We start from the raw sequence: 24,530 nt of genomic DNA on the forward strand, positions 1-24,530 counted from the left end.
CCCGTCCGCGAGCCGAAGCCCCGGAAGGTCCGCCCGCGACGCCCGCACATGGCGATGGCAGGACACACTGTCCTCACCGCACGGAGGCACCCAGATCTGCGGATGCCGCGCCCTCGACCCGCGTGCCGTCGGGCGCGTAGCGCGAGCCGTCGACGGGGCTGTCCCACGTGCGCTCGGCGTCGTTCCACGTCAGCGGCGCCGGCGCGGTGACCGCGCGCGTGCGTCCGTCGATCGTGGAGACGGCGGCCGTGCGCAGTCCCTGGCGGGCCACGAGTCCGGCGCCCTCCGCGGGTCTCTTCGTCGGCGCGGGAACCGCCTCGGCGAGCGCCATCGCGGCCACCCGGGCACGCCGCGCGGCCTCGCCGATCCCTCGACCGAGATCGGCGGGCACGGTCAGGCGCGTGCCGATCGTCCGCATCCACTCGGGTCGTTCACCGCGCGAGACGCCGCGGATCTCCGCGGTCAGGCGCATCGCCGCCGCCGGGGCGTTGGTCATGCCCCACCCGGCGTATCCCGTGGCGAAACGCAGGCGGCCGAGACCGCGCGGCATCCCGCCCACGAACGGCACGAGGTTGTGCGACTGGTAGTCCTGCCCCGACCAGCGGGCGATCTCCGCGCCGACGGGGAGCGTCCGGCGTGCCCACGCGGCGAGCCCCTCGGCGAGCGCGACCTCCGACGATGCCGACCCGACCGGATGCCGCGCCCCGGTGACGATGAGCGCGGAACGCCCGAGCGACGACGGGGCCGCCACGACGCTGCGCCCGTCGACGCCCACCTCGCTCCACATGCCGCCGGGGGCCTCGGCATCCCCCTCGAGCTCGAAGGCGATCGCCCACGAGCGCAGGGCCCGGGTCTTCAGGTCGTAGAGGCCGCGGCGGGTGATGGGCGTGCCGGTCGCGAGGACGACCGTGTCGCCGAGAAGCGGGCCGCGGTCGGTCTCGACGCGGCCGGTGGGAAGGGCATGCACGTCGGTCACGCGCACGCCGGTGTGCAGGGCCGCTCCGGCCTCCACCGCGGTGCGGGCGAGCGTCCGCGCGAGCAGCGCGGGGTCGAGGGCCAGCTGATCGTCGAGGGCGAGGGCACGCACGGGAGTGCGGCCGCCGAGGTCGGCGGGGGCGTCTTCGCGCAGTGTGAGACCGGCGTCGCGGGCCGCGTCGCGCACGGCGTCGAGGGCGGCGTCGGCGGCGATCCCCCGCCCGAAGGTGAAAGCGGTGCGACGGTCGGCGGCACCGCCGGCGCGGTCGGCGAGCCACTCCAGGCCCGCGCGGTTCGCGTCGACGTAGGCGCGCACCAGGCTCGCCGGATGGTGCCTCCGCAGCGACGCGAGGGTCGTCCCCTGCAGCAGGGATGCCATGCCGACGGACGCGCCAGTGGCCCCCTGCCCCACCTCGCCCGCATCGACCACCGCGACGTCGACGCCGGCCTCGGCGAGCATGACGGCGGTGGACAAGCCGGTGATGCCGGCGCCGACGATCACGACGTCGTGCCGTGCGCCGGACTCGAACGGGGTGCCCTCGACGGGCGTCTGATCGCGGAGCCACAGGGGGGAGGTCATGCGGTCCATCCCATCGCGGGGGCGGAGGTCTCGGCATCCACTTGCCCCCGGCGGTGGTTTCGGTTAGCCGCGGGTGGCGGATGCGCCGACGCCCTCGCCGTGACGGCGTGGACGGGTGGACCCACTCACCTCGCTCGTCTTCGTCGTGGTCATGGCCGCCGTCGCCCTCTCCGCGGTCTCCGGTGTCGTCCGAGAAGCCGTCCGCGACGAGCTCACCGCCCGCGGTCGGGAATCGCGCGATTCTCCGGCCTCCGACGCCTAGGCTCATCACGTGAGCGAGACCCCTGCCCCGCCGAGCCGGACGGCCGTGGTCGCCGCCGCCATCGACCTCTTCGTCGCGAACGGTTACGACCAGACCTCGGTCGAGCAGATCGCGCAGGCCGCGGGAGTGTCGCGCTCGACGTTCTTCCGGCAATTCGGCGGGAAGGAAGACGTCGTCTTCGCCGACCACGAGGTGCTGCTCGCCGAGACGCGCGCCTATCTGTCGCAGCCGCACGACGACCCGTGGGCCGCGGTGTGCGAGGCGTCGGTGCGGGTGTTCCGCCACTTCGCGGCCGACCCCGAGCTCGCCCGCCGTCGCTATGTGATCGTGCGGGAGATCCCCGATCTGCGCGACCGCGAGATCGTCACGGTGTTCCGCTACGAACGCCTCTTCGACGAATACCTCCGCGAGGCCCTCCCCGGCCTCGACCCCCTGGATGCCGTCGGCTTCGCCGCCCTGGTCACGGCGGTGCACAACCACGTGCTGCGCCGGCTCATGCGGGGCGCCCGGGTGCCGGCATCCGTCCTGCGTCGCGCACTCGACGACGTGCTGCGTCGCTACGGCGTGCACGCCGACGGCGACGACGCGTCGGGCGACGACCTCATCGTGGCAGCGTTCCCGCGCCGCATGCCCGCCGCCGAGGTGACGCGCCGCCTGCGCGCCTCGCTCGGCGACTGACCCAAGGCCTCCCGCGCCGCGGCGCGGCACTGCCCGAGCCGCGGGTTCCTCCCTTGTCGAGTGTCCAAGACACGCCGTTCGCAGGGGCGCTACCCGGCGTGTCCTGGACACTCGTCGCTCTTCCCGAACCGCCGCCCCGGCATCCCCCGGTCGAGTGTCTAGAACACGCCGTTCGCAGGGGCGCTACGCGGCGTGTCCTGGACACTCGAGGAGCGCGTCGGCGCGCACGCGGGGCGAGTGCGAGCGGTTGCCGTGAGAAACCCCCACGGCGTGACACCGAGTATCAGCATGAGCGATACTGGGAACCATGACCATCGACGCCGATGCCCGCGCCCTCCCCGGAGAGCGCGTCGCCCACTACGACCTGCTGGGCCGCCGCGACACCGACTACTACGCCGTCTTCGCCGACATCCCCGACGCCGACCGCGCCGCGTGGAATGCCGCGAAGACCTTCGCCGACGAGGTCGGCGAGCGCATGCAGGGCGAGTGGGATGCCGCCACCTACCCGATCGACCTCGTGCGGCGCATGGGCGAGCTCGAGTTGTTCACCGATGGCATCGAGCACCCCGACCTTCCGCGCACCTCTCCCCTGGCCGCGGGACTGGTCAACATGGAGATCTCGCGCCACGACGGGTCGCTCGCCACGGCCCTCGCCGTGCAGGGCGGCCTCGCGCTGCGCACGCTGGCGTTCTACGGGTCGCCCGAGCAGCAGAAGCGCTGGCTCACCCCCCTCGCCGCCGGCACCGTCCTCGGCGCCTTCGCGCTCACGGAGCCCGACCACGGTTCAGATTCCGTCTCGCTCGAGACCACCGCGACCCGCACCCCCGACGGCTGGTCGCTGAGCGGCACGAAGAAGTGGATCGGCAACGGCGCCTCCGGCGGCATCACCTTCGTCTGGGCCCGCGTCGACGACGAGGGCGGCGACGACCACGGCAACGTGCGCTGCTTCCTCGTGGAGCAGGACACCCCGGGCTACACGGGCACCGTCATCACCGGGAAGGTGTCGCTGCGCGGCATCCATCAGGCCCACATCGCGATGGACGACGTGCGTCTTCCCGCGGATGCCGTGCTCCCGGGCACCCGCACGTTCAAGGACGCGTCGGTCGTGCTGTTCGCCACCCGCTCGGGCGTCGCGTGGTCGGCCCTGGGCCACGCGACAGCCTGCTACGAGATCGCGCGGACGTATGCCACCGAGCGCATGCAGTTCGGCAAGCCCCTCGCGAAGTTCCAGATGGTCCAGGAGCGCCTCGCGCAGATGCTCGACGAACTCACCGCGATGCAGCTGTACTGCCGGCGCCTCGCCGACCTCGAGACCTCCGGCGGCCTTCGACCCACCCAGGCCTCCCTCGCCAAGTACCACAACACGCGCGCGGCCCGCCGGGTGGCGTCGATCGCGCGCGACCTGCTGGGCGGCAACGGCATCCTGCTCGAGAACGGCGTGATGCAGCACATGGCGGACATCGAGGCGATCCACACCTACGAGGGCACGGAGAGCGTGCAGGCCCTCCTTCTCGGCCGCGACATCACGGGCATGAGCGCCTTCGTCTGACCCCGGATGCCGAGACCCCGGCGCCGCGATCGCTCTCGGTCGTCCGCGCCGGGGTCTCACGGATCGCCGCCCTATCCGCCGGTCCCCACCCGCGCAAGCCGCGCGGACGATGTCGGGACCTCCCGCTAACGTCGTCGCATGGGCCTCTTCTCTCGCCATCCCGCGCCGCGTCGCGCGGTCGAAGCCGTCGCCGAGACCGTGCAGACGCCGCCGAAGAGCCTGTGGGCCGATGGGTTCGGGCGTCTCGCCGTACGCGCGGTGCAGATCATCATCGTCGTCGTGCTGGTCGCGGGTGTCATCTGGGGCATCCGTCAGGTGACGCTCGTCATCATCCCCCTGATCCTCGCGCTCATCTTCGCGTCGGCGTTCGGGCCGGTCACGATGTGGATGCGACGCAAGGGCGTCCCGGCGGTCATCGCGACCCTGCTCACGCTGCTCGCCGTCGTCGTCGTACTCGCGGCCCTCGGGTGGCTCGTCGTCAACGCCGTGATCAACCAGTGGGACACCCTGAGCTCGCAGGCCGTCGAAGGATTCCAGAAAGCCCAGGACTGGTACCACACCCTGCCGTTCGCCATCTCGCCCGATCAGGTCGACCAGGCCGTCCAGGCGATCGGCGACTTCGTCACGAGCGCGCAGTTCGGCACCGGTGCCCTCGCGGGGGTCAGCGCCGTGGCCTCGTTCGTCACCGGCTTCGTGCTCATGGTCGTCATCCTGTTCTTCTTCCTCAAGGACGGCCCGCGCATGTGGGAGTTCGTCCTCCGCCCGTTCCACGGCAGCGACTACGAGCGCGCGCGCCGCATCGGCGACAAGACGGTCACCGTCCTCGGCTCGTACGTGCGCGGGACGGCGTCGGTCGCCGCCGTCGACGCCATCGGGATCGGCATCGGCCTGGCCGTCCTGGGTGTGCCGCTGGCGCTCCCGCTGGCCGTGCTCGTCTTCCTGCTCGCGTTCATCCCGATCGTCGGGGCCGTGACGGCCGGCATCCTGGCCGCACTCGTCGCTCTCGTCACCAACGGGTGGGTGATCGCCCTGGCGGTCGTCGGGATCGTGGTCGTGGTCAACCAGCTCGAGGGCAACTTCCTCCAGCCCGTCCTCATGGGCCGGTCGATGAAGCTGCACTCGTTCGTCGTGCTGGTCGTGCTCGCCGGCGGGACCGCGATCGGCGGCATCCTGGGCACCCTGCTGGCCGTGCCCCTCACGGCCGTCGTCTGGGGCATCATCACCGTCTGGAACGGCTCCGACAAGCCGGCCGAGTGGGCCCGCCGCAAGAAGCGCAAAGACCCCGTGCCACTCTCGGGCGACGAGAGCTGACGACCGTGTCCTACGACATCCCCGCACCGATGCTGGCGAAGTCGGTGCCCGAGGTTCCCGACCACGCCAAGGTCGACGGGGGCTTCAGCTACGAACCGAAGTGGGACGGGTTCCGTGCGTTGGTCTCGTGGGACGGTACCGACGTCGAGATCGGCAGCCGGGGCGCGAAGCCTCTCACCCGGTACTTCCCGGAACTGGTGGAGGCGTTCGCGCGACTGCTCCCCGAGCCGTGCCTCATCGACGGCGAGGTCGTGGTGGCGCGCGGCGAACCGGGCACCCAACGGCTCGACTGGGAATCCCTCTCGCAGCGCATCCACCCCGCGGCATCCCGGGTGAACCTGCTCGCCGAGGAGACCCCGGCGATGTTCATCGCGTTCGACCTCCTCGCCCGCGGCGAGCGCGACCTGCAGAACGAGCCGTTCTCCGAGCGCCGAAGGCAGCTCGTCGATCTGCTCGGTGACGTGCCGCACCCGGTGCACGTCACCCGCACCACCGACGATCCCGACCTCGCGCGCCGGTGGCTGGCCGAGTTCGAGGGCGCCGGTCTCGACGGTGTGATCGCCAAGCCTCTCGCGCAGCCCTACGCGCCGAACAAGCGCACGATGTTCAAGATCAAGCACGCGCGCACGGCCGACGTCGTGCTGATCGGCTACCGCATCCACAAGTCCGGCGAGGGCGTCGGCTCCCTGCTGCTGGGGCTCTACGACGACGACGGTCGACTTCACGGCGTCGGGGGTGCGTCGGCTTTCACCGACAAGCGCCGCCGCGAGCTGATCGACGAGCTCGAGCCGTACGTCGAGCGCGACGACGAGGGCGCCGCCGTCACCGGCGAGACCGACCGCTCGCGCTTCTCGGCGTCCAAAGACGTGTCGTTCGTGCGGCTGCGTCCCGAGCGCGTTCTCGAGGTGCGCTACGACCAGCTCGAGGGCATGCGCTTCCGGCACACGGTGCAGTTCGATCGGTGGCGCCCCGACCGCGACGCCGGCTCGTGCACCTTCGCGCAGCTCGACAGCGTGAGCTCGTACGACCTGGGCGACGTTCTGGACTGACTCGCAACGAGCCCGGGCGCGGTGCGGGCCGCTCCGTCGTGCACGAGCGGCACCTCGGGCCCGACCGGTCGCGCGCCGCTCGTTCCTGCGCACCGCCCCGCCACCAGAAACAGGGGATGCCGCGAGAACGGGACGATCAGGTCGCCCGCGTCCTGTTCTCGACGTATCCCCTGTCCTCGCGACGCCGGAGGCCGCTCAGCGCACCTCCACGGCATCCGCCCGCCGGGCGATCAGCACGACACCGGCTGCGGCGACAGCGAACATCGCCGCGAGGATCGCCCACCCGGCGGTGCCGAGGTCGATCGCCGTCATCGTCACGACGGCGGGGGCGATCATCGCCCCGACCGCATAGCCCGTGCCGTAGACGCCCTGGTAGCTCCCCATGCGCTCCTGCGGCGCGAGGTCGAAGCTCAAGCTCCACCCCGCGGCGCTCGAGGTGATCTCGGCGAGCGAGTGGGCGACGGCCGCGGCGAGCAGCACGACGATCACCGCCGCCGCGGGCCCCCATCCCTCACCGCCGATCCATCCCGCCCCGGCCCACAGGGCGCACGCGGCGACCATGAGCCACCCGGCGCGGGTCATCGCCCGCCCGGCTCCCGAGAACGTCCCGGTCCCGCGACTCATCCGCACCTGCAGCAGCACCACGACCACCGTGTTGACCAGAAGCAGCGGACTGACCACGACGTCGGCGGCGATCGTGTGCGCCACGACCCACAGGGGTACGCCGATCTCGAACACCCCGAACTGGATGCCGAACACCCCCATGAGTGCGGTCAGCCACAGGAAGCGCGGGTCGCGGTAGGGGCTCCGCACGGCGGCGACCGGCGCGGAGGCCGGGGTCTCGGCATCCGGGTCCTCCCGCCGGACGTCGACGCGCCGCGGGTCGAGACCGGCGACGAGCACGGCGGAGAGCAGGAAGAGCGAGCCCGCGATCGTCATCGTGAGGTGGAACGCGAACGGCGTACCGAGCGCGAGGGGGACGGCGGCGACCGCAGTGCCGACTCCGATGCCGACGTTCGTGACGGTGCGCATCGTCGCGCGGATGCGCACCCGGTCCTCACCGCGGAACGCCCGCCCGACGACGGAGGAGCGCACGCTCCCTCCTCCCTGCTGCGCGAGCAGCACGAGCGAGGCGACGATCACGAGCGTCGGCAGATCGCGGACGAAGAGGTAGCCGATGAGCGCCGCCCCCTGCACGACGTGCAGGACGATGAGCATCTTTCGCGCGCTGACGCGGTCGGAGAGGTGACCGAAGGTCAGTGAGCTCGCGACGCCCACCGCCCCGGCGATCGTGAGGCCGATACCGACCGTGACGGGCTCGAGCCCCACGATGAGGGTCAGGTACAGCGTCGTCAGCGTGAAGAACGCGCCGCGGCCGAGCGTGTCGACGAGGGTGATGGTGAGCAGGCGGCGCAGTGTGCGATCCGTCTGCACGAGGGTTCTCAGGGGGACGGTCGGGATCGTGCTGGTCACCATCTCATTGAGGCAGGCGTCGCCGGCGGCCTCAATCGATGTAGCGTGAGGCTTCATGATCCGGTACGAGTTGGACGCCGCCGATATCTCGGCGATCCGGTTCGGCGTCTCACCGCTGTCGGAGCTCGGGCTGGGGCTGCGCGCCCTCTCCCAACCCGACGGCTTCCCCCTTCAGCAGCCGTGGCTGGAGCGCATCGCGTCGGTGCGCCCCCTGCTCGACCTCGAGGTGCTCCTCGGGCTCGTCAACGACCGCAAATGGACGGCGGACTTCGTGAACCCCCGCCCGTCGTCGCCGCTGACCTCGCTCGACGACGAGCTGGTCGCGCTCGGACGCATCCCCCGGGCGCGCTTCGTCGCCGACCTCGAGCGCCTCCGTGGCGAGGTCCCGCCGGTGTTCCGCGGGCGGCACGACCTGGTCGTCGCTCGTCTGCAACGCGCTCTCGCCACCGCGTGGGACCTCTGCTTCGCCCCGCACTGGCCGCGCATGAGCGCCGTCCTGCGGGCCGACATCGCCTACCGCGGGCGGATCGCCGCGCAGTCGGGTCTGGGCGCCGTGCTCAACGGCCTCTCGGATGCCGCCCGCTACGACGGCCGCCACCTCGACGTGCGGCTGTGGAACCCCGACATGCGCCGTCGGCCCGTGCTCGGCGACGGCCTCACCCTCGTGCCTTCGATGTTCACCGTCCGCGTCTCGACCCCCATCGACGACGATCTCCCGCCGACGGTCATGTATCCGGCGCGCGGGCAGGGCGCGATGTGGTCGCGCAGCACGCAGCCCGAACCCGACGCCGTCTCCGACCTGCTCGGACGCACCCGCTCGACCCTTCTCGCGGCGCTGGGTGAGCCGGCATCCTCGACCGATCTCGCCCTGGGGCTCGGTGTCTCGACCTCCGCGGTCAACCAGCACCTGCGCGTGATGGAACGCGCCGGGCTGCTCAACCGCGCCCGGTACGGCCGGGCGGTGCTGTACTACCGCAGCGCAGCGGGCGACGCGCTGGCGGCCGGCGTCTGAGGCGCGGGCGACGGCGGCAGGCGCTTCGGTGCCGGTCATGCCGACGGTCGACGGCACCCGCGCGGAGCGCTTCCGTGCCGGGCGACGCACGATGACCGGAGGCACGCGCGGCGTGCGATTCGGTGCCCGGTGACGGGAGGCGCGCGGCGACGCGGCGGCCGCGCGGTCGCGCCGCCATCGGCATCCGCCCCACGGGTCGGCACTCGCGGAAACAGGCGATCAGTCGAGAACCGGACGCCGATCTCTCTCGCCTGTCCCGGAACGATCTCCTGCTCTCCGCCCGCGTCCGCGCCGGGTCGCGTCACTCCGCCGGCGACTTCGCCCGTGACGGCTGCACGCGCGGTGGCTCGCCGGGCATCTTGGGGAACTCGGGCGGGAACGGCAGTTCGCCGAGCCCGTTCCCGAGATCGCGCTGCCACCACTCCAGCAACGTGTCGATGCGTCCGGGCTTCTCGGCGAAGCCCTCCCACGGATCCCCGACGGATGCCAACCGCTCCGGCACCGAGCGCACCGTGAACGCGAGCGGGTCGACGCCGTCGAGCTCGTCCCAGGCCACCGGGGTGGACACCGTCGCGGTGGGCAGGGCCCGCGGGGAGTACGCGCCGGCCATGGTGCGGTCGCGATTCGCCTGGTTGAAGTCCACGAAGATGCGCTCGCCCCGCTCCTCCTTCCACCAGCTGGTGGTCACGGCATCCGGCATCCGACGTTCCAGCTCGCGTGCGGCGGCGATGACGGCGTGCCGCACGTCGAGGAACTCGTGCGTGGGCTCGATCGGGCAGAACACGTGCAGGCCCCGGTTGCCGCTCGTCTTGATCCAAGGCTCGAGGCCCGCCTCGCGCAGCACCACCCGCAGCTCCTGCGCCGCCGTGACGGCCTCGGCGATGCCGGTGCCGGGCTGCGGGTCGAGGTCGATGCGCAGTTCGACGGGATGGTCGGGGTCGGTCGCGAGCGAGGCCCAGGGGTGGAACACGATCGTGTTCATCTGCGCCGCCCACACCGCCGAGGCGATCTCGCCGAGGAAGAGCTGCGGATGCCGCCGCCCGCTGTTGTAGGTGACCGTCACGGCCTCGACGAACGCCGGCGCCCCCTTCGGCGGGTTCTTCGAGAAGAAGGCCTCGCCGCCCACGCCCTCGGGAAAGCGTTCGAGCGACACGGGCCGGTGTCCGTTCGCCGCGGTGAACGGGCCGCCCACCGCGATGAGGTACTCGGCCAGCTCGCGTTTGGTGATCCCGACCTCGGGCCAGAGCACCCGGTCGGGGTTCGAGATGCCGACCTCGCGGTCGCCGTCGGGGCCCGGGACGGTCAGCGTGATGCGAGGGGATGCCATGTGCCGACGCTAGTGCGCGGGCCCGCGCCGTGTCTGCCCCGTTGCGCGACGGCGGTCGCACCGTGCGCCGCGGGGCGCCGAATGTGGCCCCGGGGGCCACCGCGCACGCCCCCGCGCACGCCCCACTCGCGCGCCGCGCGCGCGCACGCGGGCGCCCCGCCGCATCGCTGTCCACCCCGAGCCCCGGCATCCACCCCCGGCCTACGCTCGAGTCATGACCACCGCCGCCGCCCGCACCGCCCTCGACATCGCCGACTGGCGCCGCCGCGTGTTCGCGCTCTACGACGCCGTGCGCGAGGCCGACGACCCCGAAGACGCCCACGAGCTCTGGCGCATCGAGCGCGACGCGCTCTTCGCCGATCACCCCGCGACGCCGCTGCTCCCGGAGCAGCGCGACGGATTCGTGGGCCTGCCCCTCGCCCCCTACGACGCCGCCTGGCGGTTCGAGGTGCCGCTGCTCGACGCCGACGAGGCGTCGTTCGTCGCGACCACCGGCACCGACGGCGAGGTCGGCTTCGAGCGCATCGGTCGCGTGGAGCTCCCCGACACCGGATCACTCGACGTGTGGCGCCTCACGTCCTACGGCGGCGGACTGTTCGTGCCCGTGCGCGACGCGGCCGCCGGTCGGCCGGGCGGCACATACGGAGGCGGACGCTACCTGCTCGACACCATCAAGGGCGCCGACCTCGGCCGCGGAGCCGCCCCCGACACCCTCGTCATCGACTTCAACTTCGCCTACAACCCCTCGTGCGCCTACGACCCGATGTGGGCGTGCCCGCTCGCTCCCGCCGGCAACGTACTGCCGGTGGCGGTCCCCGTCGGCGAACTGTACGGGGTGTGAGGGCCGAGCTCCTCGGCATCCAGGATCCGGTCGGAAACGACGGCGGGCCGCCCCTCCAAGAAGGGGGCGGCCCGCTGTCGTCGTGCGCTCAGGACTCCGCGGCGGCGTCCTGCGCGGCGAGGTCGATGACGGGCGCGAGCTCCTCGCGCGTGAGGCGGATCCACGGGCCCGCCGGATCGATCAGGATGCCGGTGAGCGCGGGGTCGCTCGCGAGGGCCTTCGACAGCTGCGCACGGCTGATGGGCAGCGGCTGATCACCGCGGCCGAGCGCGAGGAGTTCGAGCGGGTGGCTGAAGACCTCGAGGAAACGCTCGCCCGCGGCTGAACGCGACTCGGCGACGCCGATCGGTCCGCCCTCCTCGGTGCGGTTGACGGCGATCCACATCGGCGCTTCGGCGACGATCGCCTCGACGATCGTGGCCACCGTCTCGTCGGTACGCGTGTCGCACAGGGCGGTCTTGATGCGCAGCTCCGGGTCGACCTCGGCCACCATGCGCTCGAGGAGCGCCTTGGGCAGCACGGCGCGGTTGTCACCGGATGCCGGGTCGAGCACGATTCCGGCGTAGGAGCCCGAGAGGACGTGTCGCAGCAGGGCCATGACGGGCTGGCCCATCGCGGAGGTGTCGTGGTCGCCGTCCGCCTCGACGCTCGCGCGGAGCGCCAGGCCCCCGCTGTACGCGAGCACGAGCTGCTCGTCGCCGCGGTTGGCGACGGCGAGCGGAAGGTCTTTGCCCTCGGCCAGCAGCGCCCGCGCGTCACCCTTCACGCGCAGGAACACGTGACCCTGCAGCAGCTGACGAGCGACGTTGAGCAGCTGGGCCGGCTCGGGCTGCCCCGAGATCTCGGCGAGGGCGTTGCCGAGCAACGCGTTGTCGCGCAGGCCCTGCACCGTCTCGGGCGCCTCGGGGGCCTCCATCGGGCCGGGCTGACGGGCCGACGGGCGTGCGGCGACCGGCGGGGCGTTCGTCAAGGTCGGTGCGGGCTCGGGCCCCGCCCCCACTCCGCGGAACGACGACATCGAGATGCCGACGGTCGGCGCGGCCTCGACCGGAGCGGCGGGGGTCGCGTCAGCGGCGGGAGCGGCATCGCTCGGGCCGGCGGGGTCGACGGGCTGTTCGCCCGGTTCGATCGTGGTGTCGGGCCGGTCGACCGATGCGTCGTCGGATTCGGACTTCTTGCGGCGCGAGAACAGAGCCATTCCGCCAGCCTATCCGGGCGGTCCGGGGGCCAGGGCCCCGAGCCTCGCGGCACACGGCACCGCGCGGCGCGGCAACGAGCTGATGCGCGGGGCGTCAGGTCGGCGGGTCGGCGTGCAGGGCGTCGGGTCGCCGTGCGCCGCGTGACCTCCCCCGCCTCGCGCGGACGCGCTACAGCTTCGCGATCGGCGCGATCTTCACCAGCAGCTTCTTCGGACCCACCGTGTCGAAGCGCACGTGCGCCACGCGCTTCGCGCCTTCGCCGGTCACGGCATCCACTCGGCCCTCGCCGAAGTCGTCGTGGCGGATGCGATCACCCGCGGCCAGAACCATGTCGCCGTTGTCGCGCACCTTCGCGGGGATGCGGTTCGGGAACTTGCTCGGGTCGGCCGGTGCGCGCTTGGGCAGGGGGACGAGGTCGTCGCCGTAGCGATTGCCCCCGCCGGGCTGGCCGGGGCGACGGCCGCGCGCGTTGAGCGCGCGGGACTGCGATCCGCCGCGGCCGTTGACGTCGCCCGGCGACTGACGCCAGTCGATGAGGTCGGCGGGGATCTCCTGCAGGAACCGGCTCGGCATGGCCACCGTGACCTCGCCGAACTGCGCGCGGGTCATCGCGAGCGAGACGTGCAGTCGCTTGCGGGCGCGCGTGATGCCGACGTAGAACAGACGACGTTCCTCCTGCGGCCCGCCCGGCTCGTTGGCCGAGATCCGGTGCGGCAGCAGGTCTTCCTCGACTCCGGTGAGGAACACCGCGTCGTATTCGAGGCCCTTCGCGGTGTGCAGGGTCATGAGCGAGACCGAGCCCGACGCGTCGTCGAGGTCGTCGGCATCCGCCACAAGGGTCACCTCGGTGAGGAAGTCGATGATCGTGCCCTCGGGGTTGTTGCGCGCGAACTCGCGCGTCACCGCGATGAGCTCGTCGAGGTTCTCGAGGCGCGCTTCGTCTTGCGGGTCTTTGCTCGCGCGCAGGGCGTCGAAGTAGCCGCTCTTGTTGAGCAGCAGCGTCAGGCCCTCGGTGACCGAGGTGGAGGGGGCGAGTTCTCCGGATGCCGGCAGCATGACCGCCGTGGCCTCGGTGAGCACGGCGTCGAGCTGATCGATCGCCTTCTGCAGCTTGGGGCCGACGCCGAGCTGAGCGGAGTTGGCGAGGGCGTCGCGGAAGGTGATGTCGTGCTCGGCGGCATAGCGTGCGATCGCCGTCTCGGTCACGTCGCCGATACCGCGGCGCGGACGGTTCAGGATGCGGCGCAGGGCCATCGAGTCGGCCGGATTGGCGACGGCCACGAGGTAGGCGAGGGCGTCCTTGATCTCGGCGCGCTCGTAGAACTTGGTGCCGCCCATGATCTTGTAGGGCACCGCGGAGCGGATGAAGATCTCCTCCAGCGCACGGGACTGCGAGTTGGTGCGGTAGAACACCGCGACGCCGGAGTAGTCGACGCCCTTCTTGTGCAGGACCTCGATCTCGTCGGCTACGAACTGCGCCTCGTCGTGCTGCGAGTAGCCGGTGAACCCGATGATCGGGTCGCCCGCGCCGACGTCGGTCCAGAGCTTCTTGTCTTTGCGGTCGAAGTTGTTGGCGATGACCGCGTTGGCCGCAGACAGGATGTTCTGCGTCGAGCGGTAGTTCTGCTCGAGCAGCACGACTTTGGCGCCCGGGTAGTCGCGCTCGAACTCGCTGATGTTGCGGATGTCGGCACCGCGGAACGCGTAGATCGACTGATCGGAGTCACCGACGACGGTGAGGGATGCAGCGTCCTCGCCCGCGGGCTCCGCGTCGAAGATCATCATGCCGCCCGAGGAGAACGGCTCGGCGTCGGAGCCGACGGGGCGCGTGAGCTCGTGGATCAGTGCGTACTGCGCGTGGTTGGTGTCCTGGTACTCGTCGACGAGGATGTGCCGGAACCGCTTGCGGTAGACGTCGGCGACCTGGGGGAACGCGCGGAAGAGGTAGACGGTCTGGGCGATGAGGTCGTCGAAGTCGAAGGCGTTGGCCCGCTGCAGTTCGCGCTGGTAGGACGAGAAGATCTCGACGAAGACGCGTTCGGCGGGGTCGCTCATGTTGGCGGAGCGGGCGTACGACTCGGCGTCTGCCAGTTCGTTCTTGAGCTTCGAGATGCGGCTCTGCGTCCCCGCGGGGGTGAGGCCGAACGAGTCGCCCTCGTGCTCTTTCACGAGACGCTTGATGAGCGCGCGCGAGTCGCCGGAGTCGTAGATCGTGAACGACTTCGTGAAGCCGAACTGCTCCGCCTCGCGGCGGAGGATGCGCACGCACGCGGAGTGGAAGGTCGAGATCCACATGCCGTCGGCCTTCTGCCCGATGAGCTGATGGACGCGCTCGCGCATCTCTCCGGCGGCCTTGTTGGTGAAGGTGATCGCGAGGATCTGGCTCGGGTACGCCTCGCGCGTGCGCAGCAGCGAGGCGATGCGCCGGGTGAGCACGCTCGTCTTGCCCGAGCCGGCGCCGGCGACGATGAGCAGCGCCTGACCCCGGTAGGTCACGGCCTCCCGTTGCGGACCGTTCAGCCCCTCGAGCAGATCGGCGTCGGGTCGGGCGGCCGACGGTGCGGAACCGCCGACGATGAGGGGCGTGGAGGCGTCGGTCATGGCGCCTCCAAGTCTAGGCGGGGCCTCCGACATCGGCCTCGCGGCCGGGCGGCCTCACGAGCGCGACGCGCGCCGGTGGCCCGGGGTCACCCCCGACGCCCCGGGGCCACGCGCGGTGCCCCACGACGCCGGAACCCGCCCGACAGCAGTGCGCCGACGTTACGCGCGCCCCTCCCCCGCCGCACCCGACGACAGCAGCGACTGCGCGCGGGAGAAGTGCTCGGCATCCACCGTCACGTCCCAGCGCTCGGCCTCGAAGCCCTGCACCGACGAGAAGTCGCGGCGGCCACCGGTGAAGGCGTGTCCGGCGAAACCGAAGACCGCGCCCCACACGGCACCGAGCACGAGACCCAGCAGCACGAACCCGAGGAATCCTCCGACGCTCAGCAGACCGATCAGCACGCCGATCATCAGACCGAACCACGCGCCCGACGCGGCACCCAGCAGCGCCGCCCGTCCACGGGTCATGCGCCCCGTGACCTGCTCGACGATGCGCACGCCGTGTCCGACGATGGCGGTGTGCTCGACGGGGAACCCGGCGTCGGACAGACGGTCGACGGCGGCCTGTGCCCCCGTGTAGTCGCTGAAGCTCGAAAGGACGCGGCGTTCGGGGGTGGCGCGGGTGACGTCGGACATGATCGGTTCCTTCCCTCGGGGTGCCCCACGCTAGACCCCCGAGGTGGTGTGCGAAGGGCGCTTGCACCCCCACCGTCGGGAGGTTAGGCGAAGCGGTGTCAAACCCGTCGGGCGCCGCGTTCCGAACCGCGAGGATGGACGCATGCGCCTCATCCTCAACGTCCTGTGGCTCGTGCTGTCGGGTTTCTGGCTCTTCCTCAGCTACCTCGCCGCGGGGGTGGTGCTCTGCATCCTGATCGTGACGATCCCGTGGGGCATCGCCTCGTTCCGCATCGGGCTGTACGCGCTGTGGCCGTTCGGCCGCGAGATCGTGGCGAAGCCGACGGCGGGCGTGGGGTCGTTCCTCGGGAACCTCGTGTGGGTCGTGCTCGCCGGCTGGTGGCTCGCTCTCGAGCACATCGTCACGGGGCTCGTGCTGTGCGTCACGATCATCGGCATCCCGCTCGGTATCGCGAACTTCAAGCTGGTGCCCGTCTCGCTGTTCCCGCTCGGTAAAGAGGTGCGCGAGATCCGCCGCGGCGGACCGTTCGATCAGACGCTCGGTCGCTGAACGTCGCCCACGCGGGCGGGGCGTCCGCGATCGGGCGCTCGAGGGCGCCGAGTCTCAGCGCGTGCGGCGTGCGTACACGCGGCGCGGCAGGGCGAGCAGGATGCCCACGATCGTGGCGATCGCGCCGATCACGGCCGTGACGCTCACGAGTTCCACCGGGACGGCGCCGTCGCGCATACCGGTGAGGCGCGCGAGATCCCACGGCAGGATGCCGATCTGCTCGTTCCAGGAGCGCAGGGCGTCGCCCGCTCCCGCGACGGCGACGGTGGCGGCGGGGAGCGCGTAGCCGATCCCCATGCCCGCGAGGGCGATGCCCGCGGCGCGAGGGCGACCGAGTTGCGGAGCGAGCGACCAGCCCGCGGCGACGAAGACCCACGCCACGAGGGCGAAGGCCACCATCAGGTAGAGGATCCGCACGGCCGGCACCGCCCACAGCGACGGCCACACGCCGTCGGGGCCCGACAGGGCGACGGCCAGGAGCCCGACGACGCAGCGCAGCACGAGGGCTCCCCCGACCGCCGCGATGATGGGCCACGGCGATCGGCGGCCGAGCAGGAGCCGCACGGCGGTGGCGAACAGGAGCCACCCCAGGATCGCGACGGCGACGCCGAGGAGTCCGTCACGCGGGGTCTGGACGATGCGCGTGGTGACGAGCAGCCCGCCGGGTACGAGGATCATCAGCCAGCGATCCAACGGCAGCAGACCCAGGCTCGACTCGCGGGCCCGCCAGGGTCGCGTCGAGGCGATCCAGGTCGCGCGCGCGGCCGCGGCGCCGGGCCGACGGACCAGGCTCGTGCGAGCGGCGAGCATGCCGATCACGAGCCAGGCGACGCCCAGGGCCAGAAGCACGCGCGCGAGCCACTCGGTCGTGGGATCGACCATCATGGGCACCCGCGCGAAGGGATCCACCAGCACGGCGATCAACGCACCGAAGGCCAGAAGGATGCCGAAGACGCCCAGGGCCAGCATGCCTCGCCCCGCCGTCGTCGCCATGCGTCAACGTTACCCGTCGCAGGCTGGGCGTCCGCTCGGGGCGGTCGGGGCTCGACCGCCTCCCCGGGCCGCTCAGCCGCGGTCGTGGAGGGTGACGTGATAGCCGTCGGGATCGGCGAACGTGAAGGTGCGACCGAAGGGACCGTCGATCGGATCCATGACGATGCGCTGGCCGTCCGCGGCGAGGGCGTCGTGGATCGCTTGCACGTCGGTCGCGAGCAGCCACAGGGCGACGCCCACGCCGGGCTGCGCGACGCCGGAGAGGTCGGTGCCCGGGGCGAGGTCGCGGAGCGCGAAGGCGATGGGGGCGGTGGAGAAGACGACCGCGTGCGGCGGGCCGGCGGGCGATCGCTCGAGGCCCAGGTAGCGCTCGTAGAACGCGTGGGAGGCGGCGAGGTCGCGCACCTGCAGGGAGACGAAGTCGGGACCGGTGACAGGCATGAGAGCTCCTTGTGTGTCAGTTACCTGACACCAAGCCTATGTCAGAATACTGACATGACGCAAGAGCGGATCGATCTCGACACCTCCCTCGGCTATCTGCTGAAAGAGGCGGCCAGCGCGCTGCGAGCGGCGATGGAAGACGTGCTCCGCCCGCTCGGCATGACGATCACGCACTACTCCTGCCTCGAGCTGCTCGCGCAGCGCCCGGGCCTGTCGAACTCCGACCTCGCGCGCGGGGCATTCGTGACCCGGCAGTCGATGAACGTGCTCCTTCACACCCTCGAAGGCGACGGCATCGTCGAGCGACCCGCGACCCCGACCTCCGGCAAGGTCCTGCCCGCACGCCTCACGGCGAAGGGCCACGAGACGCTCGCCGCGGCGAGCGCGGCCGTGCGGGATGTCGAGCGGCGCATGCTCCACGGGATGACGGATGCCGAGCAGCAGGCCGCCCTGCGCGCGCTGCGCTCCATGGTGGCGGCCCTCCGGATCTGAGGTCACGGGCGGATTGTGTAACAATCCATCCATGCTTCCCGCTCTCGCGATCCTCGCTGCGGCGCTGTGCTTCTCCACGACCGGCACCGCGCAGGCCCTGGCCGGGGTCGACGCCTCGCCGATCGCCGTCGGCGCGGCACGCATCGTGGTCGGCGGCGGCATCCTGGGAGTGCTCGCCCTCGCCCGCAGATCCGCGCCCCGCCCCGCGACAGCGACGCGGGCGTCGACCACCGCGCTCATCGCGGTCGGTGCGATCGGCGTTCTCGCCTACCAGCCGCTGTTCTTCCTCGGCACGCGCGAGAACGGCGTCGCCATCGGCACGGTCGTCGCGCTCGGGTCGGCCCCCATCGCGACCGGCATCGTGGATGCCGTGCGCCTGCGCCGCGCCCCCTCTGCGCGGTGGATGCTCGCCACCGCCGTCGCCCTCGCCGGGGTGGTGCTGGTGTCGGGGGTGACCGGCGGCACCGTGGCGCTGGCACCCGGCGGACTGCTCGGGTCGGTCGGCGCGGGGATGTCGTACGCGCTCTACACGGTGTGCGGCAAGGCCCTGATCGAGAGGGGGTGGGACTCCACGCGCGTGATGGGCACGGTCTTCGGCGTGGCCGCGGTCGCGAGCGTCCCCGTCCTCCTGCTCGCGGGCACGGAGTGGCTGCTCACCCCGAACGGTCTCCCGCTCGCGCTCTGGCTGGGCGTTGTCACGACCACGGTCGCGTACCTGCTCTTCGGATGGGGGCTCGCGCGCCTCACCGCGGTGACGGTATCGACACTCACCCTCGCCGAGCCGCTCGCCGCGACCCTCCTCGGCCTCTTCGTGCTGGAGGAGCACCTCACCCCGGTGGGCGCCCTCGGTCTCGCGCTCATCGCGGCGGGTCTCGCCGCGGTCTCGGCTCCCGTTCGTCGGCGTCAGGAGGTTCCGGATGCCACGTCTCGCGCGTGACGCCCCCACCCCGGGTCCTCGCGCGGCCGATGTCGTCGCCGACGCCGTCCGCGCCGGCATCCTGTCGGGGGAGCTCGCGCCCGGCGCACCCCTGCGCGAGGAGGAGCTGAGCGACACCTTCGGCGTCTCGCGCCACACCGCCCGGACGGCGCTCGCGCGGCTCACCGCCGAACGACTCGCCACCGCCGAGCCGTACCGCGGCGTGCGGGTGTCGTCGCTCGACGATGACGCTCTCGTCGCGCTGCAGCAGCTGCGGTGCGCCCTCGAGACCGAGGCGCTGCGGATCGTCCGCGACCGCGGCATCCGTCCTCCCGACGTCGACGCGGCGCTCGACGAGCTGGCTGCGGCGGAGGCATCGGGTGACTGGGCGGCGACGCTCGCCGCCCACGCCCGCGTGCATCTGGCGCTCGTCGAAGCGGCCGGCAGCGCGCGGATCGCGGAGGAATACCGTCGCCTCGACTCCGAGATGCACCTGCTGCTGACGCACGTGCGGCCCGCGTACGCGTCCGGCACCCTCACCGAGGAGCACCGCGCCTACGTGACCGAGGCGCTGCGCGACCCCGAACACGCCGTCCGTGCGCACCTGGAGCACTCGACGCGGGCGATCATCGAGCGGCGGCGCGCGGGTTGAGCGACACGCGGCGACACCTCCCGTCACGCACCGCAACGCACCTTCGTCGGGACGGCGGGGCGAGGTTAGCGTGGGGGCACATCGCGGCGATCCGGGCGGTCCCGGGCCTCGGCTCATAACCGAAGGCGTGGCGGGTTCGACTCCCGCCGTCGCGTCCACGTCCCCGCCGCCGAGGCACCATGCCGAGCACTCCCCGTCACCTGCCATGCTGGAGGAATGACCTCCCCCGCACCCCAGGACGTCTCGGTCGGCAGCGAGATGATCCGCCTCGGCCCGTTCCTGAAGTTCGCGGGCGTGCTCGACTCGGGCGGTGACGTCAAAGAGGCGATCATCGACGGCTACGTCCAGGTCAATGGCGAGATCGAACGGCGACGCGGGCGTCAGCTGCAGGCCGGCGACGTGATCGCCTTCGAGGGTCGCTCCTTCCGCGTCCAGGCCTGAGGCCCGCCGCCGGCGGAGCGCGCAGCTCTCGCGCCCGTCGGGACACGACAGAGGCCCGCCCTCCCCTCGCGGGGAGGACGGGCCCGAAGATCGGCATCCCGCGCTCGTGACACGGGATGCCGCCGGAGCAGGTCAGTGCTCGTCGTAGTGGTCGCTGTGCAGCGCGTGACGGTGGCCGTCGTGCACGTAGTCGGCGTGGTCGTCGTGCTCCACCTTCTCGTGGCCGCAGTCGTCGCCGTGACGGTGGTCTGCGACCGAGTGCTCGGCCTGGGATTCGTGCTCGTCGTAGTGGTCGCCGTGCAGGGCGTGGTGATGGGTGCCGTGCACGTAGTCGATGTGATCGCCGTGCTCGATCTTCTGGTGTCCACAGTCGTCGCCGTGGGCGTGCTCGTCGACGGTGTGCTCGGCGTGGGTTTCGGCGGTGCTCATTGTTCGCTCCCCTGGTCGGTCGGTTCGGTGACGTGGGCGATCGCGTCGAGCACGACATGGGCGACGTGCTGGTCGGCCAGGGCGTAGCGGATTTCCTTCCCGTCACGCTCCGAGGTCACCAGGCCCGCCTGCCGCAGAGTGCGCAGATGCTGCGACACGAGCGGTTGAGAGAGTCCGGATGACGTTGCCAGCGCGCCGACCGTGAGCGGTTCGTGGTTCAGCAGCCAGACGAGCGCGAGGCGCGACGGGCTGCCGAGGACCTTGAACAGCTCCGCGGCCTCGTCGAGTCCCGCGATCTTGTCCACGCCCTCACTCCACCAGACGCATAAACAGATTGCAATGTGTTTGTCATGTCGGGAACGGTTCTCGTTCGCGTTATCGCGGCGTCACTCCTGGGCCTACCCCTGCCGCCCCTTGAAGCGAGGGTTCAGCTTGTTGATCACGAAGACCTTGCCGCGCCGACGCACGACCTGCGCGCCGGGCTGCTTCTTCAAGGACTTGATCGATGCGCGGACCTTCATGGCATCCTCCTTTTTGATAACCGTTATCAATAACAGGCTAGGGTGTTCACGATCCCGAGACAACCGAGAGGTGGATGCCATGCCCCGCACGATCGCCATCATGGGCGTCTGCGCCCCGGAACGCCGGTCCTACGCCGAGAGGACCGCCGTCGCTCTCGAACGCCCTCTTCACCTTCTGCGATTCGCCGATCTGCGGGCCGCGCACGCTCTCCCGACCCCGCGCCCCCGCGCCTCGGACGACCACGCGGTCGTCGACCTCGGCAGCGACGTCGATCTGATCCACGCGCTCGTGGCTCGCGGAGGAGCAGACGTCGACGCAGTCTGCGTCGTCGACGCCCGCCACATGATCGGCGACCTGCTCGACGACGCCACCCTGGTGGCATCCGCCCGCCCCGGCGACACCCGTGGCGACGTCGGCGCCCGCGCGCGCCAGGCCGCGCTCGCGCTCGAGCTCGCGACCCGCATCGTGTGGATCAACTGGGAGCAGGTCCCCACACCCGCTCTCGCCGTGCAGATGGCACTCGCCTCGCACCTCAATCCCCGCGCCGTGCTGCGACTGTCCCGTGATCCCGTGAGCGACCTGCGCTCCCCCGCGAGGCACGAGGGCGAGCTGCTCGAGCGCGCGGGATGGGTGCGGGCGCTCAACGGCGAACACGACCCGTTCATGCGCGACAACCGCGTCGCGACGCTCGTCTACGAGCAGGTGCGCCCCTTCCACCCCGAGCGCTTGTCCGCCGCCCTCGACCGGTTGGACGACGGCGCGGCCGGTCGTCTCGTGCGCTCAGCGGGCTTCTGCCGCCTCGCCTCGCGGCCCGGCATCCTGGCCCGTTGGGAGCACGTCGGCTCGGCGATGTGGATCGAACCCCTCGGCGCCGACGACGGCCGCATGGGCCTCGGTCAGGAGATCGCCTTCACCGGTCTCGACCTGTCGGCGCCGCGCCTCGCGCACATCCTCGACGAGGCCGCCCTCACCGACGCCGAGCTCGCGGCCGGCCCGGCCGCCTGGGCGGCGTTCGCCGATCCCCTTCCGGCCTGGCCCGCCACGCAGCCCTCGATCCCGGATGCCGGCGACTGACCCGCACGCACGTGTCAAGCCGGTTCGCACGCACGGCGTCGAGGAGCACGGTGGAGTCATGAGCACTCCTGACATCCCCTCCCGCCACTCCGACGACGCCCACGCCGACTCCGCCGCGCCCACCGACGCCGTCACCGACGAGGTCCGCGAAGACGCCGCCGAGGCGGAGGAGCACGTCGACCTCGACGACCACACCGGCGACGCCGTCGAGCCCGACCCGGGGTTCCCCGCGGCTGACGGCCACGCCTGAGCCGCGGCGGCGTTCCGCGCCCGAGGGCGGGCGCCTAGGCGATCCGCGTCCCCGGCGGAAGGCGCTTGGCTGGCGTGCGCGTCCGAGCCGTTCCCCACGCCAACAATCCACCGGCGACGACGATCTGCACGAGCAGACCGACGAACCAGCTGGGCGCCGTGCCTTCGATCTGCTGCGCGGGGGTCGTGTAATCGGGAACCTGTTCCGACGTGTACGTCGCACAGGAGTCGTACTCGACGCGCGGCTCCGGCGCGATCTGCGCCATGCGCACGCCGTAGGCGATCTGTGAGAACAGGTCGCTCGGGGAGCCGTAGTCGGGGTCGTACGTCGGGGGCGTGGCGTCGGCCAGGATGACGAACGGGTTCGCCGCGAGCACCCACCAGACGCGATCGAAGCGGGGCACCTCGGTGTAGCTGGTGTTCTCGACGCAGCCGATTTCGCCGGCGGACGGACATCCGTTCTGCGACGACGTCGCGAACGGGTCGCACCCGTCGGGCACGGCCGCGAAGTCGAAGTCGCGTGTCACGACCTCTTGAGAGGTGCGCAGGGCCGTCGCCCCGAGCCCGAAGACCAGCAGCGTCCCGATCGTCAGCGCGGCGACGATGAGGTACGTGCTCGCCACGGAGAAGAGCGGGCGCGCCACGATCGCGCTCAGTCCGACACCCATGGCCGCCACGATCCCGATCTCGACCACGAGGATCGCCAGGGAACTCAGGATGACGAGGGGGTTCAGCCCTCCGGCGAACGTCGACACCAGCAGGAACGGCACCGCCACCACGAGGAAGGCCAGCCCGGAGATCCATGCGGCGAGGAACTTGCCGATGACTATCTCCCCCGTGGTGACGAGCGTCACCTGCACCGGCGCGAGGGTCGCGGCATCCCGGTCGCCGTTGACGGCGCTTCCGCTGAGCGTCGGCGACACCAGCAGGACCAGCAGCAGCACGAGCATGATGACGATCGAGAAGAACCACTCGTCACCGCCGCTCCACAGGGCGAACGAGGCGAAGGACAGCAGCAGCAGACCGAGCAGGATGAGCGCGAAGACGCCCAAAAGCACGTACCAGGCGACCGAACGCACACGCTGACGCAGGTCGATCCCGACGATGGTTCCCAGTCGGTGGAGGTTCATGCGCGGCTCCCGTCGTCGAATCGGTCGACCGAGGAGTCGCCCCCGGTTCCCGGTGACGTACCCGGCGCCGTGTTCGTCTGCGATGCCTCACCCGGCGGGGTCGGGGCGGCGTGCGACGCCCCGGGCGCACCCTCTGCCGCGCGCGTGTCCGCGCGCAGGTCGAGGAACGCATGCTCCAGGTCGCCCACGGCCGGGGCGAATTCGGCGACCGGCAACCCGGCGCTCGCGAGCGCGCGGAATCCGGCGACGGCCGCGGCCTCGTCGACGAACGGGACGAGCACGTCGCGGCGGTCGACACCCACCTCGGCGGCCGTGCGCCCCAGTGCTGAAGCGATGTCGGCGCGCGCGGCCGCGCTCGCACGCGAGGGGTCGGCCAGCAGACGGACGCGCCACGGCCGCACACGGGTGGCGGCAGCGGCGACCCGGTCGCCACCGACCGTGCGCCCGTCGACCACGAAGACGGCGTCGTCGACCACTTCTTCGAGCTCCGAGAGCACATGGCTCGAGATCAGGATCGTGCGCCCCTCTGCCGCGAGGCGCCGCAACAGCACGCGCAGCGCGATGCGGGCCTGCGGGTCGAGACCCGACGCCGGCTCATCGAGCAGCAGCACCTGCGGATCGTGGACGAGCGCACGGGCCAGGGCGAGCCGCTGCTTCTGCCCGCGCGAGAGCACCCGCGCGGCGGAGTCGGCGAGACCGACGAGGTCGACGAGCACGAGGAGCTCGTCCGCGCGAGCCCGGGCGTGCTCGCGCGACAGGCCGTAGAGCTGCGCGGTGGCCACCAGCACTTCGCGCGCGGAGAGGGCCGGCCAGGCGCCGAGGGAATCCGGCATCCATCCCAGGAGGCGGCGAGCACCTGCGGGATCGCTCAGCGGGTCGACCCCGCCGATGCGCATCGTGCCGTCGTCGGGACGCAGCAGCGAGGCGAGCATCAGCATGAGGGTCGTCTTGCCCGACCCGTTCGGCCCGACGAGCCCCGTCACCCGGCCCGGCGCCGCCGAGAACGTGACGTGCTGCACCGCCTGCACCGCGCCGAACGAGCGCCTGACCCCCGCCACATCGATTCCGGCTTCCATGGGCCCACCCTAGGTCGACCCCCCGGGCACGCCGATCCCCCGCGTGTGCCGGCGCACGGGCGCCTCGCCCGC

Annotated in this window: 27 protein-coding genes and 1 tRNA gene; 15 read left to right on the plus strand and 13 right to left on the minus strand. The window is 71.8% G+C overall.

Annotated features, from left to right (window positions below):
* Positions 1 to 73: 73 nt before the first annotated feature.
* Positions 74 to 1,555 carry an FAD-dependent oxidoreductase gene (locus tag AB0N82_RS00245; RefSeq protein WP_363386753.1) on the minus strand — a complete coding sequence of 494 codons (1,482 nt, stop codon included), beginning with the start codon at positions 1,553 to 1,555 and terminating at the stop codon, positions 74 to 76.
* A 115-nt stretch (positions 1,556 to 1,670) separates the two neighbouring features.
* Between AB0N82_RS00245 and AB0N82_RS00250 the strand changes: the two genes are divergently transcribed.
* The 5 genes from AB0N82_RS00250 to AB0N82_RS00270 all read left to right on the plus strand — a co-directional run bounded on the left by AB0N82_RS00250 (position 1,671) and on the right by AB0N82_RS00270 (position 6,404).
* Positions 1,671 to 1,817 (plus strand): hypothetical protein, encoded by a 147-nt coding sequence (locus tag AB0N82_RS00250; RefSeq protein ID WP_363386756.1) that lies wholly within the window; start codon positions 1,671 to 1,673, stop codon positions 1,815 to 1,817.
* 9 nt (positions 1,818 to 1,826) lie between these two features.
* Positions 1,827 to 2,495 carry a TetR/AcrR family transcriptional regulator gene (locus AB0N82_RS00255; protein WP_363386759.1) on the plus strand — a complete coding sequence of 223 codons (669 nt, stop codon included), beginning with the start codon at positions 1,827 to 1,829 and terminating at the stop codon, positions 2,493 to 2,495.
* 307 nt (positions 2,496 to 2,802) lie between these two features.
* Entirely contained in the window at positions 2,803 to 4,044 is a 1,242-nt protein-coding gene (locus tag AB0N82_RS00260) for an acyl-CoA dehydrogenase family protein (RefSeq protein WP_363386762.1), read from the plus strand.
* Positions 4,045 to 4,182: 138 nt separating this feature from the next.
* Positions 4,183 to 5,355 carry an AI-2E family transporter gene (locus AB0N82_RS00265; RefSeq protein ID WP_363386765.1) on the plus strand — a complete coding sequence of 391 codons (1,173 nt, stop codon included), beginning with the start codon at positions 4,183 to 4,185 and terminating at the stop codon, positions 5,353 to 5,355.
* Positions 5,356 to 5,360: 5 nt separating this feature from the next.
* Positions 5,361 to 6,404, plus strand: coding sequence for an ATP-dependent DNA ligase (locus AB0N82_RS00270; RefSeq protein ID WP_363386768.1), 1,044 nt, complete (start codon positions 5,361 to 5,363; stop codon positions 6,402 to 6,404).
* Positions 6,405 to 6,599: 195 nt separating this feature from the next.
* Here AB0N82_RS00270 and AB0N82_RS00275 read toward each other — a convergent pair whose 3' ends face one another.
* Complete coding sequence (locus tag AB0N82_RS00275) at positions 6,600 to 7,877, minus strand: MFS transporter (RefSeq protein WP_363386771.1); 1,278 nt, start codon at positions 7,875 to 7,877, stop codon at positions 6,600 to 6,602.
* Positions 7,878 to 7,932: 55 nt separating this feature from the next.
* On the opposite strand from AB0N82_RS00275, the gene AB0N82_RS00280 reads away from it, so the two are divergent.
* The gene (locus AB0N82_RS00280; RefSeq protein ID WP_363386774.1) at positions 7,933 to 8,889 is read left to right on the plus strand and encodes a DUF5937 family protein; all 957 of its coding nucleotides are present in this window, start codon (positions 7,933 to 7,935) and stop codon (positions 8,887 to 8,889) included.
* Positions 8,890 to 9,190: 301 nt separating this feature from the next.
* On the opposite strand, the gene ligD is transcribed toward AB0N82_RS00280, so the two are convergent.
* Positions 9,191 to 10,216 (minus strand): non-homologous end-joining DNA ligase, encoded by a 1,026-nt coding sequence (ligD, locus tag AB0N82_RS00285; RefSeq protein ID WP_363386782.1) that lies wholly within the window; start codon positions 10,214 to 10,216, stop codon positions 9,191 to 9,193.
* A 214-nt stretch (positions 10,217 to 10,430) separates the two neighbouring features.
* On the opposite strand from ligD, the gene AB0N82_RS00290 reads away from it, so the two are divergent.
* Positions 10,431 to 11,057: a DUF1684 domain-containing protein gene (locus AB0N82_RS00290; protein WP_315993495.1), complete on the plus strand. Its 627-nt coding sequence runs from the start codon at positions 10,431 to 10,433 to the stop codon at positions 11,055 to 11,057.
* Positions 11,058 to 11,145: 88 nt separating this feature from the next.
* Here the strand turns inward: AB0N82_RS00290 and AB0N82_RS00295 are convergent, their stop codons facing one another.
* From AB0N82_RS00295 to AB0N82_RS00305, 3 genes are all read right to left on the minus strand, one after another.
* Positions 11,146 to 12,255 carry an SseB family protein gene (locus tag AB0N82_RS00295; protein ID WP_363386785.1) on the minus strand — a complete coding sequence of 370 codons (1,110 nt, stop codon included), beginning with the start codon at positions 12,253 to 12,255 and terminating at the stop codon, positions 11,146 to 11,148.
* A gap of 169 nt (positions 12,256 to 12,424) precedes the next feature.
* Complete coding sequence (locus AB0N82_RS00300) at positions 12,425 to 14,857, minus strand: UvrD-helicase domain-containing protein (protein ID WP_363386788.1); 2,433 nt, start codon at positions 14,855 to 14,857, stop codon at positions 12,425 to 12,427.
* Between the two features lie 159 nt (positions 14,858 to 15,016).
* On the minus strand, positions 15,017 to 15,493 hold the full coding sequence (locus AB0N82_RS00305) for a general stress protein (protein ID WP_315993498.1): 477 nt from the start codon (positions 15,491 to 15,493) through the stop codon (positions 15,017 to 15,019).
* A gap of 142 nt (positions 15,494 to 15,635) precedes the next feature.
* On the opposite strand from AB0N82_RS00305, the gene AB0N82_RS00310 reads away from it, so the two are divergent.
* Complete coding sequence (locus tag AB0N82_RS00310) at positions 15,636 to 16,043, plus strand: YccF domain-containing protein (RefSeq protein WP_315993499.1); 408 nt, start codon at positions 15,636 to 15,638, stop codon at positions 16,041 to 16,043.
* 54 nt (positions 16,044 to 16,097) lie between these two features.
* Here the strand turns inward: AB0N82_RS00310 and AB0N82_RS00315 are convergent, their stop codons facing one another.
* Entirely contained in the window at positions 16,098 to 17,036 is a 939-nt protein-coding gene (locus AB0N82_RS00315) for a hypothetical protein (protein WP_363386793.1), read from the minus strand.
* A 72-nt stretch (positions 17,037 to 17,108) separates the two neighbouring features.
* Positions 17,109 to 17,477 (minus strand): VOC family protein, encoded by a 369-nt coding sequence (locus AB0N82_RS00320; protein ID WP_315993501.1) that lies wholly within the window; start codon positions 17,475 to 17,477, stop codon positions 17,109 to 17,111.
* Between the two features lie 54 nt (positions 17,478 to 17,531).
* On the opposite strand from AB0N82_RS00320, the gene AB0N82_RS00325 reads away from it, so the two are divergent.
* The 5 genes from AB0N82_RS00325 to AB0N82_RS00345 all read left to right on the plus strand — a co-directional run bounded on the left by AB0N82_RS00325 (position 17,532) and on the right by AB0N82_RS00345 (position 19,978).
* Complete coding sequence (locus AB0N82_RS00325; RefSeq protein WP_315993502.1) at positions 17,532 to 17,969, plus strand: MarR family transcriptional regulator; 438 nt, start codon at positions 17,532 to 17,534, stop codon at positions 17,967 to 17,969.
* 31 nt (positions 17,970 to 18,000) lie between these two features.
* Positions 18,001 to 18,906, plus strand: a complete 906-nt coding sequence (locus AB0N82_RS00330; protein WP_363386798.1) for an EamA family transporter — start codon at positions 18,001 to 18,003, stop codon at positions 18,904 to 18,906.
* On the plus strand, positions 18,887 to 19,537 hold the full coding sequence (locus AB0N82_RS00335; protein ID WP_363386801.1) for a GntR family transcriptional regulator: 651 nt from the start codon (positions 18,887 to 18,889) through the stop codon (positions 19,535 to 19,537). Before AB0N82_RS00330 ends, AB0N82_RS00335 begins: the two co-directional genes overlap by 20 nt.
* Positions 19,538 to 19,619: 82 nt before the next feature.
* A tRNA-Met gene (locus AB0N82_RS00340) sits at positions 19,620 to 19,695 on the plus strand.
* 58 nt (positions 19,696 to 19,753) lie between these two features.
* Positions 19,754 to 19,978: an RNA-binding S4 domain-containing protein gene (locus AB0N82_RS00345; RefSeq protein ID WP_363386804.1), complete on the plus strand. Its 225-nt coding sequence runs from the start codon at positions 19,754 to 19,756 to the stop codon at positions 19,976 to 19,978.
* Between the two features lie 132 nt (positions 19,979 to 20,110).
* On the opposite strand, the gene AB0N82_RS00350 is transcribed toward AB0N82_RS00345, so the two are convergent.
* The 3 genes from AB0N82_RS00350 to ykgO all read right to left on the minus strand — a co-directional run bounded on the left by AB0N82_RS00350 (position 20,111) and on the right by ykgO (position 20,928).
* Positions 20,111 to 20,407, minus strand: coding sequence for a hypothetical protein (locus tag AB0N82_RS00350; RefSeq protein ID WP_363386807.1), 297 nt, complete (start codon positions 20,405 to 20,407; stop codon positions 20,111 to 20,113).
* A complete protein-coding gene (locus tag AB0N82_RS00355) occupies positions 20,404 to 20,712 on the minus strand; it encodes a metalloregulator ArsR/SmtB family transcription factor (RefSeq protein WP_363386810.1) in 309 nt (102 codons plus the stop codon). The genes AB0N82_RS00350 and AB0N82_RS00355 overlap by 4 nt, the downstream gene beginning before the upstream one ends.
* A 93-nt stretch (positions 20,713 to 20,805) precedes the next feature.
* Positions 20,806 to 20,928 (minus strand): type B 50S ribosomal protein L36, encoded by a 123-nt coding sequence (gene ykgO / locus AB0N82_RS00360; protein WP_056226526.1) that lies wholly within the window; start codon positions 20,926 to 20,928, stop codon positions 20,806 to 20,808.
* A gap of 79 nt (positions 20,929 to 21,007) precedes the next feature.
* Between ykgO and AB0N82_RS00365 the strand changes: the two genes are divergently transcribed.
* Positions 21,008 to 22,003, plus strand: coding sequence for a GTP-binding protein (locus tag AB0N82_RS00365; RefSeq protein WP_363386813.1), 996 nt, complete (start codon positions 21,008 to 21,010; stop codon positions 22,001 to 22,003).
* Positions 22,004 to 22,061: 58 nt separating this feature from the next.
* Entirely contained in the window at positions 22,062 to 22,253 is a 192-nt protein-coding gene (locus AB0N82_RS00370) for a hypothetical protein (protein ID WP_315993509.1), read from the plus strand.
* A 34-nt stretch (positions 22,254 to 22,287) separates the two neighbouring features.
* Here AB0N82_RS00370 and AB0N82_RS00375 read toward each other — a convergent pair whose 3' ends face one another.
* Positions 22,288 to 23,382: an ABC transporter permease gene (locus AB0N82_RS00375; protein WP_363386817.1), complete on the minus strand. Its 1,095-nt coding sequence runs from the start codon at positions 23,380 to 23,382 to the stop codon at positions 22,288 to 22,290.
* On the minus strand, positions 23,379 to 24,458 hold the full coding sequence (locus tag AB0N82_RS00380) for an ABC transporter ATP-binding protein (protein WP_363386820.1): 1,080 nt from the start codon (positions 24,456 to 24,458) through the stop codon (positions 23,379 to 23,381). The genes AB0N82_RS00375 and AB0N82_RS00380 overlap by 4 nt, the downstream gene beginning before the upstream one ends.
* Positions 24,459 to 24,530: the final 72 nt, after the last annotated feature.

Source organism: Microbacterium sp. NPDC089186, from assembly GCF_040685115.1.
Lineage (GTDB): Bacteria > Actinomycetota > Actinomycetes > Actinomycetales > Microbacteriaceae > Microbacterium > Microbacterium galbum.

Bases quoted from the DNA above. Each gene is read 5' to 3' on its own strand.
- AB0N82_RS00245 (WP_363386753.1), bottom strand. From the start codon at position 1,555: ATGACCTCCCCCCTGTGGCTCCGCGATCAGACGCCCGTCGAGGGCACC.
- AB0N82_RS00260 (WP_363386762.1), top strand. From the start codon at position 2,803: ATGACCATCGACGCCGATGCCCGCGCCCTCCCCGGAGAGCGCGTCGCC.
- AB0N82_RS00265 (WP_363386765.1), top strand. From the start codon at position 4,183: ATGGGCCTCTTCTCTCGCCATCCCGCGCCGCGTCGCGCGGTCGAAGCC.
- AB0N82_RS00280 (WP_363386774.1), top strand. From the start codon at position 7,933: ATGATCCGGTACGAGTTGGACGCCGCCGATATCTCGGCGATCCGGTTC.
- ligD (WP_363386782.1), bottom strand. From the start codon at position 10,216: ATGGCATCCCCTCGCATCACGCTGACCGTCCCGGGCCCCGACGGCGAC.
- AB0N82_RS00290 (WP_315993495.1), top strand. From the start codon at position 10,431: ATGACCACCGCCGCCGCCCGCACCGCCCTCGACATCGCCGACTGGCGC.
- AB0N82_RS00295 (WP_363386785.1), bottom strand. From the start codon at position 12,255: ATGGCTCTGTTCTCGCGCCGCAAGAAGTCCGAATCCGACGACGCATCG.
- AB0N82_RS00300 (WP_363386788.1), bottom strand. From the start codon at position 14,857: ATGACCGACGCCTCCACGCCCCTCATCGTCGGCGGTTCCGCACCGTCG.
- AB0N82_RS00305 (WP_315993498.1), bottom strand. From the start codon at position 15,493: ATGTCCGACGTCACCCGCGCCACCCCCGAACGCCGCGTCCTTTCGAGC.
- AB0N82_RS00310 (WP_315993499.1), top strand. From the start codon at position 15,636: ATGCGCCTCATCCTCAACGTCCTGTGGCTCGTGCTGTCGGGTTTCTGG.
- AB0N82_RS00315 (WP_363386793.1), bottom strand. From the start codon at position 17,036: ATGGCGACGACGGCGGGGCGAGGCATGCTGGCCCTGGGCGTCTTCGGC.
- AB0N82_RS00320 (WP_315993501.1), bottom strand. From the start codon at position 17,477: ATGCCTGTCACCGGTCCCGACTTCGTCTCCCTGCAGGTGCGCGACCTC.
- AB0N82_RS00325 (WP_315993502.1), top strand. From the start codon at position 17,532: ATGACGCAAGAGCGGATCGATCTCGACACCTCCCTCGGCTATCTGCTG.
- AB0N82_RS00330 (WP_363386798.1), top strand. From the start codon at position 18,001: ATGCTTCCCGCTCTCGCGATCCTCGCTGCGGCGCTGTGCTTCTCCACG.
- AB0N82_RS00335 (WP_363386801.1), top strand. From the start codon at position 18,887: ATGCCACGTCTCGCGCGTGACGCCCCCACCCCGGGTCCTCGCGCGGCC.
- AB0N82_RS00345 (WP_363386804.1), top strand. From the start codon at position 19,754: ATGACCTCCCCCGCACCCCAGGACGTCTCGGTCGGCAGCGAGATGATC.
- AB0N82_RS00350 (WP_363386807.1), bottom strand. From the start codon at position 20,407: ATGAGCACCGCCGAAACCCACGCCGAGCACACCGTCGACGAGCACGCC.
- ykgO (WP_056226526.1), bottom strand. From the start codon at position 20,928: ATGAAGGTCCGCGCATCGATCAAGTCCTTGAAGAAGCAGCCCGGCGCG.
- AB0N82_RS00365 (WP_363386813.1), top strand. From the start codon at position 21,008: ATGCCCCGCACGATCGCCATCATGGGCGTCTGCGCCCCGGAACGCCGG.
- AB0N82_RS00370 (WP_315993509.1), top strand. From the start codon at position 22,062: ATGAGCACTCCTGACATCCCCTCCCGCCACTCCGACGACGCCCACGCC.
- AB0N82_RS00375 (WP_363386817.1), bottom strand. From the start codon at position 23,382: ATGAACCTCCACCGACTGGGAACCATCGTCGGGATCGACCTGCGTCAG.
- AB0N82_RS00380 (WP_363386820.1), bottom strand. From the start codon at position 24,458: ATGGAAGCCGGAATCGATGTGGCGGGGGTCAGGCGCTCGTTCGGCGCG.